Here is a 14,101-nt window from a genome sequence, read left to right on the forward strand (position 1 = left end):
GGGGCGGGGGCGCCGGCGGGGCCGCGGGGGGGGCCGCGTCCCTCCGGGGACGCGGCCCGCCGTGGTGCTCCGGCCTCAGGTCACCGAGAGGGCTCCGTCGACGGCGAACACCGTGCCGCTGGCGTAGGCGGCCTCCGGGGAGGTGATCTGGACGATCCACCAGGCGATCTCCTCCGGCCGCCCGACCCGCCCGGCCGGGATCCGCCCGCGCATCCCCTCCAGGAACGCGGCGTAGTCCTCCTCGGACATCCCCGCCCGGACCCCGGCGGCCGTGTTCACGATCCCGGGGGCCAGGCCGACCACCCGGATCCCGCGCGGCCCCAGCTCGACGGCCCAGGACCGGGTCAGCACGTCCAGGCCCGCCTTCGTGGCCCCGTACACCGCGTTGTGCGGCCAGGAGCGCAGCCCGAGGGAGCCGGCCGAGCTGACGTTGACCACCACTCCCCCGGTGGCGGCGAGATCGTCGAGGACGGCCTGGGTGAGCATGACCGGCGCGACGAGGTTGACCGCGACCTGCGCCTCCACCTGGGCCCGGTCGAGGCCGCCCAGCGCGCCGAAGACGCCCGCGCCCGCGTTGTTGACCAGCACGTCGACGCGGCCGAAGCGCTGTCTGGCGGCCTCGGCCACGGCCTCGGGCGCGCCGCTGTCCGTCAGGTCGGCGCTGAACGGCTGCACGCGGTCGTGGCCCGCCGCAGTCTCCTTGAGCGCGCCGGCGTCGCGGCCGACGACGAGCACGCCCCAGCCCCGTTCGGCGTAGGCGTGCGCGGTGGCCCGCCCGATGCCCGACCCGCCCCCGGTGACGATCGCCGTCCCGCTCATCCGGCCTTCCCCTCCCTGTGCAGCAGCGTGAGCCGTTCCAGGACCGGAACGATGTCGTTGGGGCTCGGCGTGCCGACCACCTCGGCCCGCATCCGCGCCGCCGCGGCGGCGTAGGACGGGTCGTCGAGCAGCCCGAGGATCCGCTCGCGCAGCCGCTCGGGCGACAGCTTGTCCTGGTCCTCGATGTACGTGCCGGCCCCGCAGGCGGCCAGCCCCGTGGCCTTCTCCATGGAGTCCCACATCATGTCGGGGACGATGAGCTGCGGGACGCCGTGGGCGAGCGCCGTCATGAACGTGCCGGAGCCGCCGTGGTGCACGATCGCGTCGCACGACGGCAGCAGCGCGTTGAGCGGCACGAAGTCGACGGCCCGCACGTTCGCCGGCAGGGTGCCCAGCCGCTCGCGCAGGTCGGCGGGCAGCAGGGCGACCACCTCGACGTCCAGCCCGTCCACCGCGGCGAGCAGGTCGGCGGCGGCGACCGTGCCGCCGTCCTCGACCTCGCCCAGCGACACGCCCAGCGTCAGGCAGATCCGCCGCGGGTACGGCGGCGGCTCCCGCAGCCAGCCGGGCAGGACGGAGCGCCCGTTGTAGGGCACGTAGCGCACGCCCACATAGTGCAGGTCGAGCGGGATGCGCAGGGAGGCCGGGGTCGGGTCGATGGTCCACTGGCCGAGCACCAGCTCCTCGTCGTGCTCGCGGACCCGCTCGCCGTGCCGGCCGAGCGTCCAGTCGAGCCACTCGGCCAGCGGGTCGTCCCTCAGCTCCGGCGGCCGCCGGTCGAGCATCTCGCGGAAGCGGATACGGTTGCGCCCCATCTGGTCGGGCCCGAACAGCAGCCGGGCGTGGGCGGCGCCGACGACCCGGGCCGCCACGGGCCCCGCCAGCGTCAGCGGGTCCCAGATCACCAGGTCCGGCCGCCAGTCACGGGCCAGCGCCACGAGGTCGTCCACCATGGGCTCGGCGCACACGTTCTGGAACACGAACGCCGTCATCGCGCTGAACATGCCGATGGCGTGCTCCCAGGGGAACGGGTCGTGGCGGGAGTTGCTCATGGCCAGCCCGCCGAGGTTGCGGTCGTCGGAGAAGCTGGAGGTGGCCTTCTGCGTCTCCGGCTCCAGCTCCAGCCACGGGCCGACGGAGACCGCGGGCAGGCCCGCGGCCGCGATGGTGTCGGCCAGGTCCGGCTGGCTGGCGACGACGACCTCGTGGCCGGCGGTGCGCAGCGCCGAGGCCACGGTGACCTGGGCGTAGAAGTGGGACGGCGCGGCGAACGTGGTGAACAGGACACGCATCGGCATCTCACCTTCGGACCTGGGCGGCGACGGACGGCGAGGAGAGGCTGTGCAGGCAGGCCACCAGGCTGCGCGCCTGCACGTTGAGGTAGTTGCTGTGCCGGAGCAGCTCGGCGAGCTGGTGCAGGGTCATCCAGCGGTAGTCGGCGCCGTCCACCACGTCCACGTCCGCCTCGACCACGACGTACGTGTTGACGGCGTTGTAGAAGCGGCCGCCCTCCTCCGACAGCGCCACCGAGTACCTCACCAGCTCGGGCGGGGCGTTCAGCACGACGTCCAGGAACCGGGGGCGGGCCTCGGGCGGCAGCGCCCCCAGGTTGCCCGGGGTGCACTGCACGGTGGGCGCCAGCTCCATCACGTTGACGTAGCCGGGCTCGACGCGGGCGTGCACGAGGACGTGCAGCACCCCGTCGATCCGGCGGACGACGAACGCCACGATGCCGTTGCCCGACGGCTCGATCATCGGCTGGCTCCACGAGGCGACCTCCCGCGAGCCGCCGGCCACGTCCACGCCGATCACCCGGAAGAACAGGCCGCTCTCGTGCGCGATGACCCCGTCCGCCCGGTGCCATCGGGGCACGCGCGTCAGGTGCGTGACCCGGGTGACCACCTCCGACTGCGCCCTGATGCCGGTGATCCAGCTGAGGATCTCCGGCATGGAGTGCAGGCTGCCCTCCACGGCGCTGCACGAGCGCACCAGCGCCTGGTGGAAGTCGTCCTCCGGGACGACGATCAGGGGATGGCTGTCCTGGCTGGTGAAGGGCAGGCAGGACAGCACCGTGCGGGTGTCCATGTTGACCAGGTTCTCCACGCTCAGGAGCCGGTGGAGCTGCCCCAGGGTGAGCCAGATGAAGTTCTCGCCCACCGGGACGTCGCCGTCCACCTCGACGATCATGTTGCGGTTGCGCTTCTGGTAGAACCACGCGCCCTGCTCCGACTGGAGCACGTCGGCGAGCACCCCGTGCCGCGCGCTGTCGCGGAAGAACTCCAGGTACGGCACCGCCTTGCCGCGGTGCACCCGCTGGAAGTTGCTCTTCGTGGCCTGGACCGTGGGCGACAGCTGCAGCCCGTTGGCGTTGCCGGGCTCGAACTTGGCCTGCATCAGGCAGTGCAGCACCCCGTCGAACTCCTTGACCAGGATGCCCAGGATGCCGACCTCGGGCTGGACGATGATGGGCTGGCTCCAGCGCGGCACCGGGGCGCCCGGGATGTGCACGTCGATGCCGGTGACGCTGTAGAACTTGCCGCTGTCGTGGCCGAGGTCGCCCGTCTCCGGGTCGCGGGTCCATCCGGCCAGCTCGTCCAGGGGGACGCGCGTGACGCGGTGGGTGCTGCGCGCGGCCCGCTCGGTGTACCAGGACCAGAACGTCTCCAGCCCGTCGCCGGCCAGCATGGACCGGGCGATGCGGGCCGTCAGCCGCCCGTTGGGCCGGGACCGGATCGCGTAGGTGGGCGGGACGCCGCTCATGCGGGGTCCAGCCCGTCCCGGCTCACCCGGCGGTGCCTGACCCGCCAGCCGCCGTCCGACCGGACCAGCCGGTCGGTGCACACGGTGCTGCGCCTCACCACGACGTCGCCGCCGTCGGGGATCTCCAGCACCAGGGCGTAGCTGCGGGCCGTCAGTTCCTCCCCGTCGGGGGTCACGGTCAGCATCCCGATCCAGTGCCTGCGGACGATCTTCGCCGCGGCGAACTCGTCCGCGACCTTGCGGGCCGCCTTGGCGATCTCCCCGGAGCCGTGGACCGCGGTGCCGCCGACCTCGAAGACGCCGTCCTCGGTGAACGTGGCGGCCCACTCGTCGGTCGATCCCGCGTCCAGGAGCTGCATCTGGCGTGCGTAGAAGTGCTGCGCCTCGACGTACTGAGCCTCGTTCTGCTGTGCGTTCACAGCGTTCACCGCGTTCATCTCGGCCTGCCCTCCGCGAGTCGGTCGTGCGGCCTCACGATCCCGTCCGCGGCTGGAGGGGCGCCTGACAAGCGATAGTCCATCGCCGTTCCAGCGCGACTGCACGGAGCGTCGCCAAGCTGATCGCGGGCGGACCGCCGCCCCCCGGAAACAGCCGACGACGAAGAGGCGGGAAGATGACCCAGTTCAGTCTCGGCGAGCTGAAGCAGATCATGCGGCAGGTCGCGGGCGACGACGACACGATCGAGCTGGTCGACGGGTTCGAGACCAGGACCTTCGAGGATCTCGGCTACGACTCGCTGGCGCTCCTGGAGATCGTCCACCACGTGGAGCGCGCGTGCGGGCGCAAGCTGCCGGACAGCGAGCTCGGGGACATCACCACCCCCAAGGAGCTCGTGGAGTTCGTCGGCGAGCTGGGACGGGCGTGACGGCCCGGGAGCTGGCCGGCCGCACGGTGGTGGTCACCGGCGCCACCTCGGGGATCGGGCGCGCCGCCGCCGTCGGCTTCGCCCGGCGCGGGGCCCACGTGGTCGCCGTCGGGCGGGACCCGGCCAGGCTCAGGTCCGTCGTCAGCGAGCTGACCGAGGTCGGCCGGGTCCGGGCGTACGGGCTGGGGGCCGACTTCGCCCGGCTCGACGACGTCCGCGCGGCCGGCGAGGACCTGCGCGGCCGCTACGAGCACATCGACGTGCTGGCGAGCAACGCGGGCGGCATGTTCCGGACGCGCACGCTCACCGCCGACGGCTTCGAGAGCACGATCCAGGTCAACCACCTGTCCGGCTTCCTGCTGGCGCACCTGCTGCGCGACCGGCTGGCCGGCGGGCGGCTGATCGTCACCTCCTCCGACGCGTACACCACCGGCCGGCTGGACCCGGACGACCTCAACGCCGAGCAGGCCCGCTACGGCGCGGGCCGGGCGTACGGCGCGTCCAAGCAGGCCGGCATCCTGTTCGCCGCGGAGGCCGCCAGGCGCTGGCCCGACGTGCTCGCGGTCAGCTTCCATCCCGGCGAGGTCCGCACGCTCATCGGCCGGGGCACGATCGCGTCCTGGTACTTCCGCTTCAACCCGCTGCTGCGCACGCCCGACCGGGCCGCGGACACGCTTCTGTGGCTGGCCACGGCCCCCGCCGACGGGATCGCGCCCGGCGGCTACTACATGGACCGCCGGCCGCACCCGGTGAAGGGCCCGACGGCCGGCGCCGACCTCGCCGCGCGGCTCTGGGACGCCAGCGCCGCCGCCATCAGTGAAAGGGAATCATTGTGACCACATACGCTCCCGGCTCGCCGTCCTGGTTCGACCTGGGCTCGCCGGACGTGGCGGCCTCGGTGGCCTTCTACACCGGGCTGCTGGGCTGGACGGCGACCGAGATCAGCGAGCCCGAGGCGGGCGGCTACACGACCTTCCACCACGACGGCAAGCTGGTCGCGGCGGTGGCCTACCACCAGATCGACACCCCGTACCACCGCCCCTACGGCCCCGACCAGCAGCAGGGCATGCCGGCCATCTGGACCGTCTACTTCACCACCGACGACGCCGAGGCGCTGGACGAGCGGGTGCCGAAGGCCGCCGGGGAGACCATCATGACGCCGATGGAGGTCATGGGACTGGGCCGGATGGCCGTCTACGCCGACCCGGCGGGCGCCGCGTTCGCCGTGTGGGAGCCGATGGCGATGCAGGGGGCCGACGTGATGGGGCGGCCCGGCTCGGTGCGCTGGGTGGAGCTGGTCACCACGGACGCGGAGGGCGCCGCGTCGTTCTACCGCGACACGCTCGGCCTGACCACCGCCCCCGGCGCGGGCGGCACGGTCTGGCAGGTGGAGGGCAGGACCGTGGGCGGCGTGCGGAAGCTGGGCGAGACCGGGGCGGTCCGGCCGTACTGGGCGGTCACGTTCGGCGTCGCCGACTGCGACGAGACGGCGCGGCGGGCCGTCGAGCTGGGCGGCTCCGTGGAGAACCCGCCCACCGACACGCCGCTGGGACGCCGGGCCGACCTGCTCGACCCGCACGGCGCCGGGTTCTCGGTGCTGTCGTGAGCGCCGAGCCCGTGGTCGAGGTCAATCCGTTCGAGTGCCCGATGCAGTCGATGCGCGAGAAGCCGCAGGTGCACGACCAGCTGCGGGCCGGCGGCCCGCTGGTGCGGGCGCAGGCTCCCGCGGGCGGCCCGGTGTGGGTGGTCACGGACTACACGCTGGCCAAGTCGGTGCTGGCCGACCCCCGGTTCGTCAAGGATCCGGGGCTGGCGCCGGAGGCGTGGCACGGGATCGAGGACGGGCTCGACAGCCCCGCCCCCGAGTACCGGCCGTTCACCCTGATCGCGGTGGACGGCGAGGACCACCGGCGGCTGCGCCGCGTGCACGCCCCCGCCTTCAACCCGCGCCGGCTGGCCGCCTCGGCGGACCGCGTCACGACGATCGCCCGCAACCTGTTCACCGACCTGGCCGACGCCTCCGACGCCTCGGGTACGCCGGCCGAGCTGATCGACGGGTTCGCCTACAACTTCCCCCTGCTGGTCATCTCAGACCTGCTGGGCGTGCCGGTGACCGACCCGGCCATGGCCAGGAAGGCCGTCGGCGCGATGAAGGCGCTCGCGCTGGGCACCGCGAGCGACGCCGAGTACGACACCTCGGCCCTGGAGGACCTGCTGTCCCAGGCCGTCGGCTCGGCGATCGAGGGCACGGCCGACACGATGACCAGGGTCCTGTACGAGCGGGCCGTGGCCGAGTTCGGCGAGGTGCCGCCCGACAAGCTCATCTACATGATCATGGGGCTGATCTTCGCGGGGCACGACACGACCGGGTCCTTCCTCGGGTTCCTGCTCGCCGAGACCCTGGCCGGGCACCTCGCCCCCGACGCCGACCCGGGGACCTTCGTGGAGGAGATGCTGCGCGAGCACCCGCCCGTGCCGTACACGCTGTGGCGCTTCGCCGCGCAGGAGGTGGTGCTCGGCGGGACGCTGCTGCCTCCGGGCGCGCCGGTCCTGATCGACATCGAGGGCATCAACGCCGACCGGGCGGACCCGGCGAGCCGGCGGCTGACGTTCGGCGACGGCGCCCACTACTGCATCGGCGAGCAGCTCGCGCAGCTGGAGTCTCGGGTCATGATCAGCGTCCTGCGGGAGGACTTCCCCGGCGCGCGGCTCGCCGTGCCGTTCGAGGACCTGCGCTGGGGGCGGAAGGGATCGCAGACCGCCCGGCTCACCGAGCTGCCCGCCTGGTTACGGCCGCGCTGAAATATGCGGTCAGGATGTGACCGGGTTCTCCTCTAGCGTGAACAGGAGGCCATTTCACCGGAGGCGGGGACCTGTATGCAGCCGAAGTACATCACCATTCATGGGGCGCGGGAGAACAACCTCAAGGACATCTCGGTCGAGGTGCCCAAACATGAGATAACCGTTTTCACCGGCGTGTCCGGTTCAGGAAAATCGTCGCTGGTGTTCGACACCATCGCGGCCGAATCCCAGCGTCAGCTCAACGAGACGTTCACCGCGTTCGTCCGCAACCGGCTGCCCAAGTACGGGCAGCCGGACGCGGACACCATCGAGGGCCTGTCCACCGCGATCATCATCAACCAGAAGCGGATCGGCGGGAACTCCCGCTCCACGGTCGGCACCATCACCGACCTGTACGCGCTGCTCCGGCTGCTGTTCTCCCGCGCGGGCGAGCCCTACGTGGGCTACTCCAACTCCTTCTCCTTCAACGACCCCGCCGGCATGTGCATGGACTGCGAGGGGCTGGGCAGGCGCGTCCAGCTCGACCTCGACAAGCTCCTCGACAGGTCCCGCTCGCTCGGCGAGGGCGCCATCGACCATCCGGCGTTCGCGGTCGGCGGCTGGTTCTGGAAGCTGTACGCCAATTCCGGCCTCTTCGACGTCGACAAGAAACTCCGCGACTACACCGACAAAGAATGGGACGCCCTGCTCCACGGCGCCGAGGGGTCCGTCCCGCTCGAATGGCAGGGCGGGCAGATCAATTCCAAGTACGAGGGCCTCGTCCCCAAGTTCGACCGGCTCTACATCCGCAAGAGCCCCGAGGAGATGAGCGCCAAGAACCGCGCCGCGCTCGAACGCGTGGTGTCGGTGTCGCCCTGCCGCACCTGCGACGGCCGGCGGCTCAACAAGGAGGTGCTGAGCTGCCGGATCAACGGCCGCAACATCGCCGAGTTCTCCGCGCTGGAGATCGGCGACCTGATGGAGGCCGTCAGGGAGATCAGCTCCACCCGGGTGACGACGCTGCGCGACAACCTGCTCGAACGGCTCGGCCACATGGTGGACCTCGGGCTCGACTACCTCACCCTCAGCCGCGAGACCTCGACCCTGTCGGGCGGCGAGTCCCAGCGGATCAAGATGATCCGCCACCTCAACAGCTCCCTGGTCGAGGTCGCCTACATCTTCGACGAGCCGACGATCGGCCTGCACCCGCACGACGTCAACAAGCTCACCACCCTGATGCGGCAGCTCCGCGACAAGGGCAACACCGTGCTGGTGGTCGAGCACGACCGCGACGTCATCGAGATCGCCGACCACGTCATCGACCTCGGCCCCAAGGCGGGGCGCCACGGCGGCGAGATCGTCTACCAGGGCGACATCGAGGGACTCCACCGCGCCGACACGCTCACCGGCGCCTGCATGCGCAAGCAGCTCCCGATCAAGGAGGAGTTCCGCCGGCCCACCGGGCACCTGGCCGTGAAGAACGCCTCGCTGCACAACCTCAAGAACATCACCGTCGAGATCCCCACCGGCGTGCTCACCGTCGTCACCGGCGTCGCGGGCTCCGGCAAGAGCACGCTGATCCACAAGGTCTTCCGCGATCAGCACCCCTCGGCGGTCATGATCGACCAGTCGGCCGTGACCACCAACCGGCGCTCCAACCCGGCGACCTACACCGGCATCATGGACGAGATCCGGCGGCTGTTCGCCAAGGCCAACCGGGTCAGCGCCTCCCTGTTCAGCTTCAACTCCTCCGGCGCCTGCCCGGCCTGCCAGGGCGAGGGCGTCATCTACACCGACCTGGCGTTCATGGACCCCATGATCACCCTGTGCGAGGTGTGCTCCGGCAAGCGGTTCACCGAGGAGGTCCTGCGCCACAAGCTGCGCGGGCGCGACATCAGCGAGGTGCTGGCGCTCAGTGCGGCCGAGGCGGCCGACTTCTTCCGGGAGCCGCGGATCGCCGAGACGCTCCGGTCGATCGTGGACGTCGGGCTCGGCTATCTCCAGCTCGGCCAGCCGCTCAACACGCTGTCGGGCGGCGAGTGCCAGCGCATCAAGCTGGCCACGGAGCTGGGCAAGAAGGGCACCGTCTACGTCATGGACGAGCCGACCACCGGCCTGCACATGTCAGACATCGACAGCCTCATGGCCGTCATCGACCACCTCGTGGACACCGGCAACACCGTCATCGTCATCGAGCACAACCTCGACGTCGTGAAGAAGGCGGACTGGATCATCGACCTGGGCCCGCGCGGGGGCAGCGCCGGCGGGGAGGTCATGTTCGAGGGGACGCCGCTCGGGCTGCTGGAGGCCCGGAACTCGCTGACCGCCGAGTGCCTGCGCGCGTCACTGAACGGCGGCCGCCCGGCCTGAGCGCCGGTACAGGATCAGCAGGGCGACGCTGATCAGCGGCTGCAGCGCGTCCGTCGGGATGGTCCAGACATTGTTCGGCGCCGTGTTGCCGTGGGCGGCCCACTGCATGACGTGGCCGATGGCGTCACCCCAGTAGAGGACGGCCATGGCGATCACGGCGGCGGTCATGAACGACCCCCGGTTCCAGATGCTCAGGAACCCGATGAGCCCGACGGCGATGTCGGCCCACCCCACCTCCCACTGGAAGGGGCTGTGCGCCCACCCGATGCTGGCGGCGACCTGCGGCGCGTAGGGGCCGATGTGCCCGAGCCCGCCGATCATGGACAGCACGCCGCCGCCGGCCACGAACCACAGCAGCCACAGCTCGATCACGCGGGGCCGGGTGCGCCGCCCGGGGGCCCGGTCGAGCAGCGTGTGAACCAGCGCGCCGACCACCAGGCCCAGGAACGTGACGACGAAGAACCCCATACCAGCACCCTACGAACACCGCTGAGCAGGGACGTCGCACCGGGCCAGGCGTGTCGGGGAGCGCGGTCGCCGGGGAGGCGTGACGCCGGAGCCCCCGCCGGTCCGGCCTCCGGGCTAGGAATCCAGCCGCGCGTGGACGTACAGGAAGCCGTACTGGGAGCGCAGCAGCCGGTCCGGCACGGGGCCGGGCAGCCACGGGCACAGACCGCTCGCGAGCATCCCGCTGTCGTAGGTGTCGACGTGCCACCCGTGCGGGCTCAGCCAGCGGTACGGATCGACGGGCCCGTTGAACGCGCCGAGGGTCCGCATGTAGGCGACGAACCGGTCGCCGTAACCGGCGGTGTAGTAGCCGGGCCCCGTCACGTCGGCCACCAGCACGGAGCCCGGCACCGACAGGGCCGAGACGTCGGAGGCCAGCCGCTCGAGAGCCGTGTCGCCGAAGAAGTAGGTCAGCCCCTCGGCCAGCCAGAGGGTGGGCGCCCCGGGGTCGAACCCGGCCTCCAGCAGGTGTCCGCACCACGGCCGGGACAGGTCGGCGGTGACCAGCCGGTGATGGCGGTGCGCGCGGGCGCCCGCGGCGGCCAGCATGCGCACCTTGGCGCGCTGCCGCCGGGGATCGCCGTCCACCTCGAACAGCACGAGGTCGGCGGGCAGGCCGCAGCGCCACGCACGGGTGTCGCACCCGGCGCCGAGCACGACCACCTGGCGCACCCCGCGCGCCACGGCCCCGGCCATCACCTCGTCGCCGAGCCGCCCCCGGATGGCCACGGCGCCCCGCGTCATGCCGATCAGGTCGAGGGCCCGGGTCCTCCTCTGGACGGTCTCGTCGACGAAGAGGTGCGCGTACGGATCGGCGACCATCGGATCGGGCAGCGCGCACTCCTGAGCCCTGACGGCGGCCGCGACGTCACCGGACTGGACGACGTCGAGGTCCAGCCGGAGCGCGAGGTCCAGGTCCGGGTCGAGAACGGCGGGGGCGTCGGGCACGCGGGCTCCTACGGAGAGGGCTCGGACACTCACCGTACTGTAGCAAACACTTTACGTTGCCCATACCCAGCGTGGTGACATGAGCACGCTACGCGTTCTGGCCCGCGGCCCTCGCCGTCATATCGCGGTGGACGGGTGCGGGGCCGGCTGGTGGCGCGGATCGGCGAGGTCGTGGGAGGAGCGGGCCAGCCAGACCATCCCCAGGGCGCCGCCGACCGCCGCGGCGGCGTCCAAGAGGGTGTCCGGGCCGAAGGGCAGCAGGCCGATCAGTGGGGCAGCCAGCGCCAGGACCAGAGAGACGATGCCGTACCGGACGGTGGCGGGCTGCCAGCGGCCGTCCCGCCGCTGTGCCCGCAGGACCAGCACGGTCCAGATCAGAGCGGCCAGGCCGCAGATCACGGGCAGCAGGCCCGGCACGGGCCAGTCCAGGACCTCAAGGAGCGCGGCGGCGGCGCTACCTCCGTACCCCACCACGCCCACGGCCCGCACGCGATCGGCATGCGCCAGGTCGCGTGCCAGCACCGGGTGGAACCGCAGCACGAGCACCGACATCACCACGGTGTCGAGCACCGCCGCCCACCAGGGCCAGGACGCCATGAGCGGGAAGAGCAGCCAGGAGGCCGCCGCGGCGTACAGCGTCACCCGCAGCCGGCGCGTGTCCCGGTCCAGCTCGGGCGGTGGACCGGCCAGCGGCCCGCGCAGGCCCTGCCACAGCGCCCAGGCCACCGCCATGCCGGCCGGCACCAGGGCGAGCACGTTCGGCCACGTCGCCGCGACGCCCTCGCCCGCTGCCACGGACAGGGTGACCCGCGACAACACGCCGAGGTCACCGGCGGTCAACGCGATCACGGTGGCGACCGCCAGCGCGACGAGGTACCCGCCCGCGACCAGCAGGGCGGGAGTGCTCAACAGGTGACGGCGGGGCATGCGGCACGTCCTGGGGGGTGGGGGGACCGAACGCACCACCCTAGAGGGCCGCCTCCACAAAGTCGATCAAGCATTCCGGCGGACACCGGGCCGTCACGGTCCCTCCACACCGTCGCCCGGCGGGTCCGCGTCGCCGGAAGCGGGGCCCACTCCCACCGGGAGCACGTCGAAGTGCACCACCACATGCTCCAGCGACGGGTCCGGCTCACCCGGGGAGCCCGCCAGCCGCCGGTCCGCCATGACGCGGTACCGATCCAGGACCTCCATGACCTCGTCGCGCATCTCCACCGTCTCCTCCCGCGTCAGCCGGAGCGATCGGCGGGCCAGGCCGCCGGCCTGCACCCATTCCTCGGGGGTCGTCGCCTCCTCGTCGCGCCAGCGCGTCAGCTCCTCGCCGCGCTGCCGGATGAGGTCGTCCAGCAGGAACTCGAGCGCGCTCGCCGTCTCCGGGTCGTCCTGGGGCGAAGTGCCGTACGAGAAGCCGCCCGGCACGATCCGCCAGTACTTCTCCTTGCCCTTCCCCAGCTCCGGGACCGTCTCGATCATGCCGTGCCGGGCCAGCTCCCTGAGGTGGTAGCTGGTGGCGCCGGTGTTCAGCCCGAGGAGCGCGGCCAGGCGGGTGGCGGTGGAGGGGCCGTGCTCGTCGAGCAGCTCGTACAGGCGCAGGCGCAGTGGATGGGCGAACGACTTCAGCGCCTTGGCGTCGAGGGTCCGCGCGGAAAAGCTCTTGCTTTGCACAGCTGTGCACACCTATCTTTGCAAAGAAACCTATGCACACTTTCTCTTACACACTAGCGGAGGCCCCCATGCCGCGTCTCGGGCGCGCGTTCACGTTCCTGTGGTCCTCGACGGCGTCGTCCAACCTGGCGGACGGCGTGCTGAAGGTGGGGGCGCCACTGCTGGCGGTCTCGCTGACCCGGTCGCCGACGCAGGTCTCGCTCGTGGGGGCCGCCGTCACGCTGCCCTGGTTGCTGTTCGCGCTGCACGCCGGGGCGATCGCCGACCGTACGGACCGGCGGCGCGTCATGGTGCTCGCCAACGGCGCCCGCGCCGCGGTGCTGGCGGCGGGCGGGGCGCTGGCCGTGTCGGGCCTGCTGAACCTGTGGCTCATGCTGGGGCTTCTGCTGGTCGCCGGGGTGTCGGAGGTCTTCGCGGACACCTCCGCCCAGACGATCCTGCCGATGACGGTGCCCCAGGACCGGCTCACGGCCGCCAACGGCCGCGTGGTGAGCGCGCAGATGATCGGCAACGACTTCCTGGGCGCGCCGCTGGCCGGCTTCCTGGTGGCGCTCGTGCCGGCGGCCGTCTTCGGCGCCCCGGCGGCGCTGTACGGCGCGGCGGGGCTGCTGCTGCTGGGCATGCGCGGCCGCTACTCCCCGGTCGCGGCCGCCTCCGGCACGACCGGGGAGGCACGGCGCCAGGGCGGTGTGGGGCGGGACATCGCGGAGGCCCTGCGCTACCTCTGGGGGCACCGCTTCCTGCGGACCCTGGCCGTCTCCGCCGGCCTGATGAACACCGCCAGCGCCGCCTACTTCGGCGTCCTCGTGCTGTGGCTCGTCGGCGAAGGGTCGCGGGTGGGGCTGACGCCGCAGGGCTACGGCCTCATGATGACCGCGCTGGCCGCCGGGTCCGTGGCCGGGTCGCTGGTGGCCGAGCGGCTGACCCGGCTGCTGGGCGAGGGCAGGACCCTGCTGACCGTGTGGCTGGTCTCCGCCCTGCTGTACCTGGTGCCCGTGCTGGTGCCCGTCGGGTGGCTGCTGTACCCGGTCGCCGTCGTGTGGGGGGTCACCGGCGGCGCCGCGAACGTGCTCGTGGTGTCCACCCGGCAGCGGCTCATCCCGGCCGCCCTGCTCGGCCGCGTCAACTCGGCGTACCGGTTGGTCGGGATGGGCGGGATGCCCGTGGGGGCCGCGCTCGGCGGGCTCCTGGGGGAGATCGCGGGGCTGCCTGCGGTGTTCCTGGGGTCCGCGGGCGTCTGCCTGGCCGGCGTCGGGCTCGTGTGGCGTGTCGCGCGTGAACCATTTTCCATGCCGCTGACCAGCGATCATTCAGTTCACCGCACATCCGCCTAGCTTTCGGCACACTATGACCTGTGGTGAGATGACATGATTACCTCGGGCAACG

General features: G+C 72.1%; 14 protein-coding genes. 6 read left to right on the plus strand and 8 right to left on the minus strand.

The genetic code is table 11. From position 1 onward, the window contains the following. Positions 1-75: 75 nt before the first annotated feature. The 4 genes from ACIBG4_RS01935 to ACIBG4_RS01950 are packed head-to-tail and all read right to left on the minus strand — an operon-like array spanning position 76 to position 4,007. Entirely contained in the window at positions 76-819 is a 744-nt protein-coding gene (locus ACIBG4_RS01935; RefSeq protein ID WP_397200253.1) for an SDR family NAD(P)-dependent oxidoreductase, read from the minus strand. After that, positions 816-2,111 carry an activator-dependent family glycosyltransferase gene (locus tag ACIBG4_RS01940; RefSeq protein ID WP_355446292.1) on the minus strand — a complete coding sequence of 432 codons (1,296 nt, stop codon included), beginning with the start codon at positions 2,109-2,111 and terminating at the stop codon, positions 816-818. The genes ACIBG4_RS01935 and ACIBG4_RS01940 overlap by 4 nt, the downstream gene beginning before the upstream one ends. 7 nt (positions 2,112-2,118) lie before the next feature. Next, positions 2,119-3,579 carry an NDP-hexose 2,3-dehydratase family protein gene (locus ACIBG4_RS01945; protein WP_397200254.1) on the minus strand — a complete coding sequence of 487 codons (1,461 nt, stop codon included), beginning with the start codon at positions 3,577-3,579 and terminating at the stop codon, positions 2,119-2,121. After that, positions 3,576-4,007 carry a nuclear transport factor 2 family protein gene (locus ACIBG4_RS01950; RefSeq protein WP_397200255.1) on the minus strand — a complete coding sequence of 144 codons (432 nt, stop codon included), beginning with the start codon at positions 4,005-4,007 and terminating at the stop codon, positions 3,576-3,578. Before ACIBG4_RS01950 ends, ACIBG4_RS01945 begins: the two co-directional genes overlap by 4 nt. A gap of 185 nt (positions 4,008-4,192) precedes the next feature. On the opposite strand from ACIBG4_RS01950, the gene ACIBG4_RS01955 reads away from it, so the two are divergent. The 5 genes from ACIBG4_RS01955 to ACIBG4_RS01975 all read left to right on the plus strand — a co-directional run bounded on the left by ACIBG4_RS01955 (position 4,193) and on the right by ACIBG4_RS01975 (position 9,595). Then, the gene (locus ACIBG4_RS01955) at positions 4,193-4,444 is read left to right on the plus strand and encodes an acyl carrier protein (RefSeq protein ID WP_310711892.1); all 252 of its coding nucleotides are present in this window, start codon (positions 4,193-4,195) and stop codon (positions 4,442-4,444) included. After that, positions 4,441-5,280 (plus strand): SDR family NAD(P)-dependent oxidoreductase, encoded by an 840-nt coding sequence (locus ACIBG4_RS01960; protein ID WP_397200256.1) that lies wholly within the window; start codon positions 4,441-4,443, stop codon positions 5,278-5,280. The genes ACIBG4_RS01955 and ACIBG4_RS01960 overlap by 4 nt, the downstream gene beginning before the upstream one ends. Next, entirely contained in the window at positions 5,277-6,050 is a 774-nt protein-coding gene (locus tag ACIBG4_RS01965; RefSeq protein WP_397200257.1) for a VOC family protein, read from the plus strand. The genes ACIBG4_RS01960 and ACIBG4_RS01965 overlap by 4 nt, the downstream gene beginning before the upstream one ends. Beyond that, the gene (locus tag ACIBG4_RS01970; protein WP_310711897.1) at positions 6,047-7,246 is read left to right on the plus strand and encodes a cytochrome P450; all 1,200 of its coding nucleotides are present in this window, start codon (positions 6,047-6,049) and stop codon (positions 7,244-7,246) included. The genes ACIBG4_RS01965 and ACIBG4_RS01970 overlap by 4 nt, the downstream gene beginning before the upstream one ends. A gap of 75 nt (positions 7,247-7,321) precedes the next feature. Next, positions 7,322-9,595 carry an ATP-binding cassette domain-containing protein gene (locus ACIBG4_RS01975; protein ID WP_397200258.1) on the plus strand — a complete coding sequence of 758 codons (2,274 nt, stop codon included), beginning with the start codon at positions 7,322-7,324 and terminating at the stop codon, positions 9,593-9,595. Here ACIBG4_RS01975 and ACIBG4_RS01980 read toward each other — a convergent pair. From ACIBG4_RS01980 to ACIBG4_RS01995, 4 genes are all read right to left on the minus strand, one after another. Next, positions 9,569-10,063 (minus strand): DUF6790 family protein, encoded by a 495-nt coding sequence (locus tag ACIBG4_RS01980; protein ID WP_397200259.1) that lies wholly within the window; start codon positions 10,061-10,063, stop codon positions 9,569-9,571. The genes ACIBG4_RS01975 and ACIBG4_RS01980 overlap by 27 nt on opposite strands. A gap of 114 nt (positions 10,064-10,177) precedes the next feature. Continuing rightward, positions 10,178-11,050: an SAM-dependent methyltransferase gene (locus ACIBG4_RS01985; RefSeq protein WP_397200260.1), complete on the minus strand. Its 873-nt coding sequence runs from the start codon at positions 11,048-11,050 to the stop codon at positions 10,178-10,180. Between the two features lie 117 nt (positions 11,051-11,167). Further along, entirely contained in the window at positions 11,168-11,977 is an 810-nt protein-coding gene (locus ACIBG4_RS01990) for a hypothetical protein (protein WP_397200261.1), read from the minus strand. A gap of 93 nt (positions 11,978-12,070) precedes the next feature. Further along, positions 12,071-12,715: an ArsR/SmtB family transcription factor gene (locus tag ACIBG4_RS01995; protein WP_397200262.1), complete on the minus strand. Its 645-nt coding sequence runs from the start codon at positions 12,713-12,715 to the stop codon at positions 12,071-12,073. Positions 12,716-12,783: 68 nt separating this feature from the next. Between ACIBG4_RS01995 and ACIBG4_RS02000 the strand changes: the two genes are divergently transcribed. Next, the gene (locus ACIBG4_RS02000) at positions 12,784-14,049 is read left to right on the plus strand and encodes an MFS transporter (RefSeq protein WP_397200263.1); all 1,266 of its coding nucleotides are present in this window, start codon (positions 12,784-12,786) and stop codon (positions 14,047-14,049) included. The last annotated feature ends 52 nt before the right edge of the window (positions 14,050-14,101 follow it).

It is taken from the genome of Nonomuraea sp. NPDC050383, assembly GCF_044459125.1.
Taxonomy (GTDB): domain Bacteria; phylum Actinomycetota; class Actinomycetes; order Streptosporangiales; family Streptosporangiaceae; genus Nonomuraea.

Excerpts from the sequence above, each read along its gene's own strand:
- ACIBG4_RS01935 (WP_397200253.1), bottom strand. The coding sequence starts at position 819 with ATGAGCGGGACGGCGATCGTCACCGGGGGCGGGTCGGGCATCGGGCGG.
- ACIBG4_RS01940 (WP_355446292.1), bottom strand. The coding sequence starts at position 2,111 with ATGCGTGTCCTGTTCACCACGTTCGCCGCGCCGTCCCACTTCTACGCC.
- ACIBG4_RS01945 (WP_397200254.1), bottom strand. The coding sequence starts at position 3,579 with ATGAGCGGCGTCCCGCCCACCTACGCGATCCGGTCCCGGCCCAACGGG.
- ACIBG4_RS01955 (WP_310711892.1), top strand. The coding sequence starts at position 4,193 with ATGACCCAGTTCAGTCTCGGCGAGCTGAAGCAGATCATGCGGCAGGTC.
- ACIBG4_RS01975 (WP_397200258.1), top strand. The coding sequence starts at position 7,322 with ATGCAGCCGAAGTACATCACCATTCATGGGGCGCGGGAGAACAACCTC.
- ACIBG4_RS01980 (WP_397200259.1), bottom strand. The coding sequence starts at position 10,063 with ATGGGGTTCTTCGTCGTCACGTTCCTGGGCCTGGTGGTCGGCGCGCTG.
- ACIBG4_RS01990 (WP_397200261.1), bottom strand. The coding sequence starts at position 11,977 with ATGCCCCGCCGTCACCTGTTGAGCACTCCCGCCCTGCTGGTCGCGGGC.
- ACIBG4_RS02000 (WP_397200263.1), top strand. The coding sequence starts at position 12,784 with ATGCCGCGTCTCGGGCGCGCGTTCACGTTCCTGTGGTCCTCGACGGCG.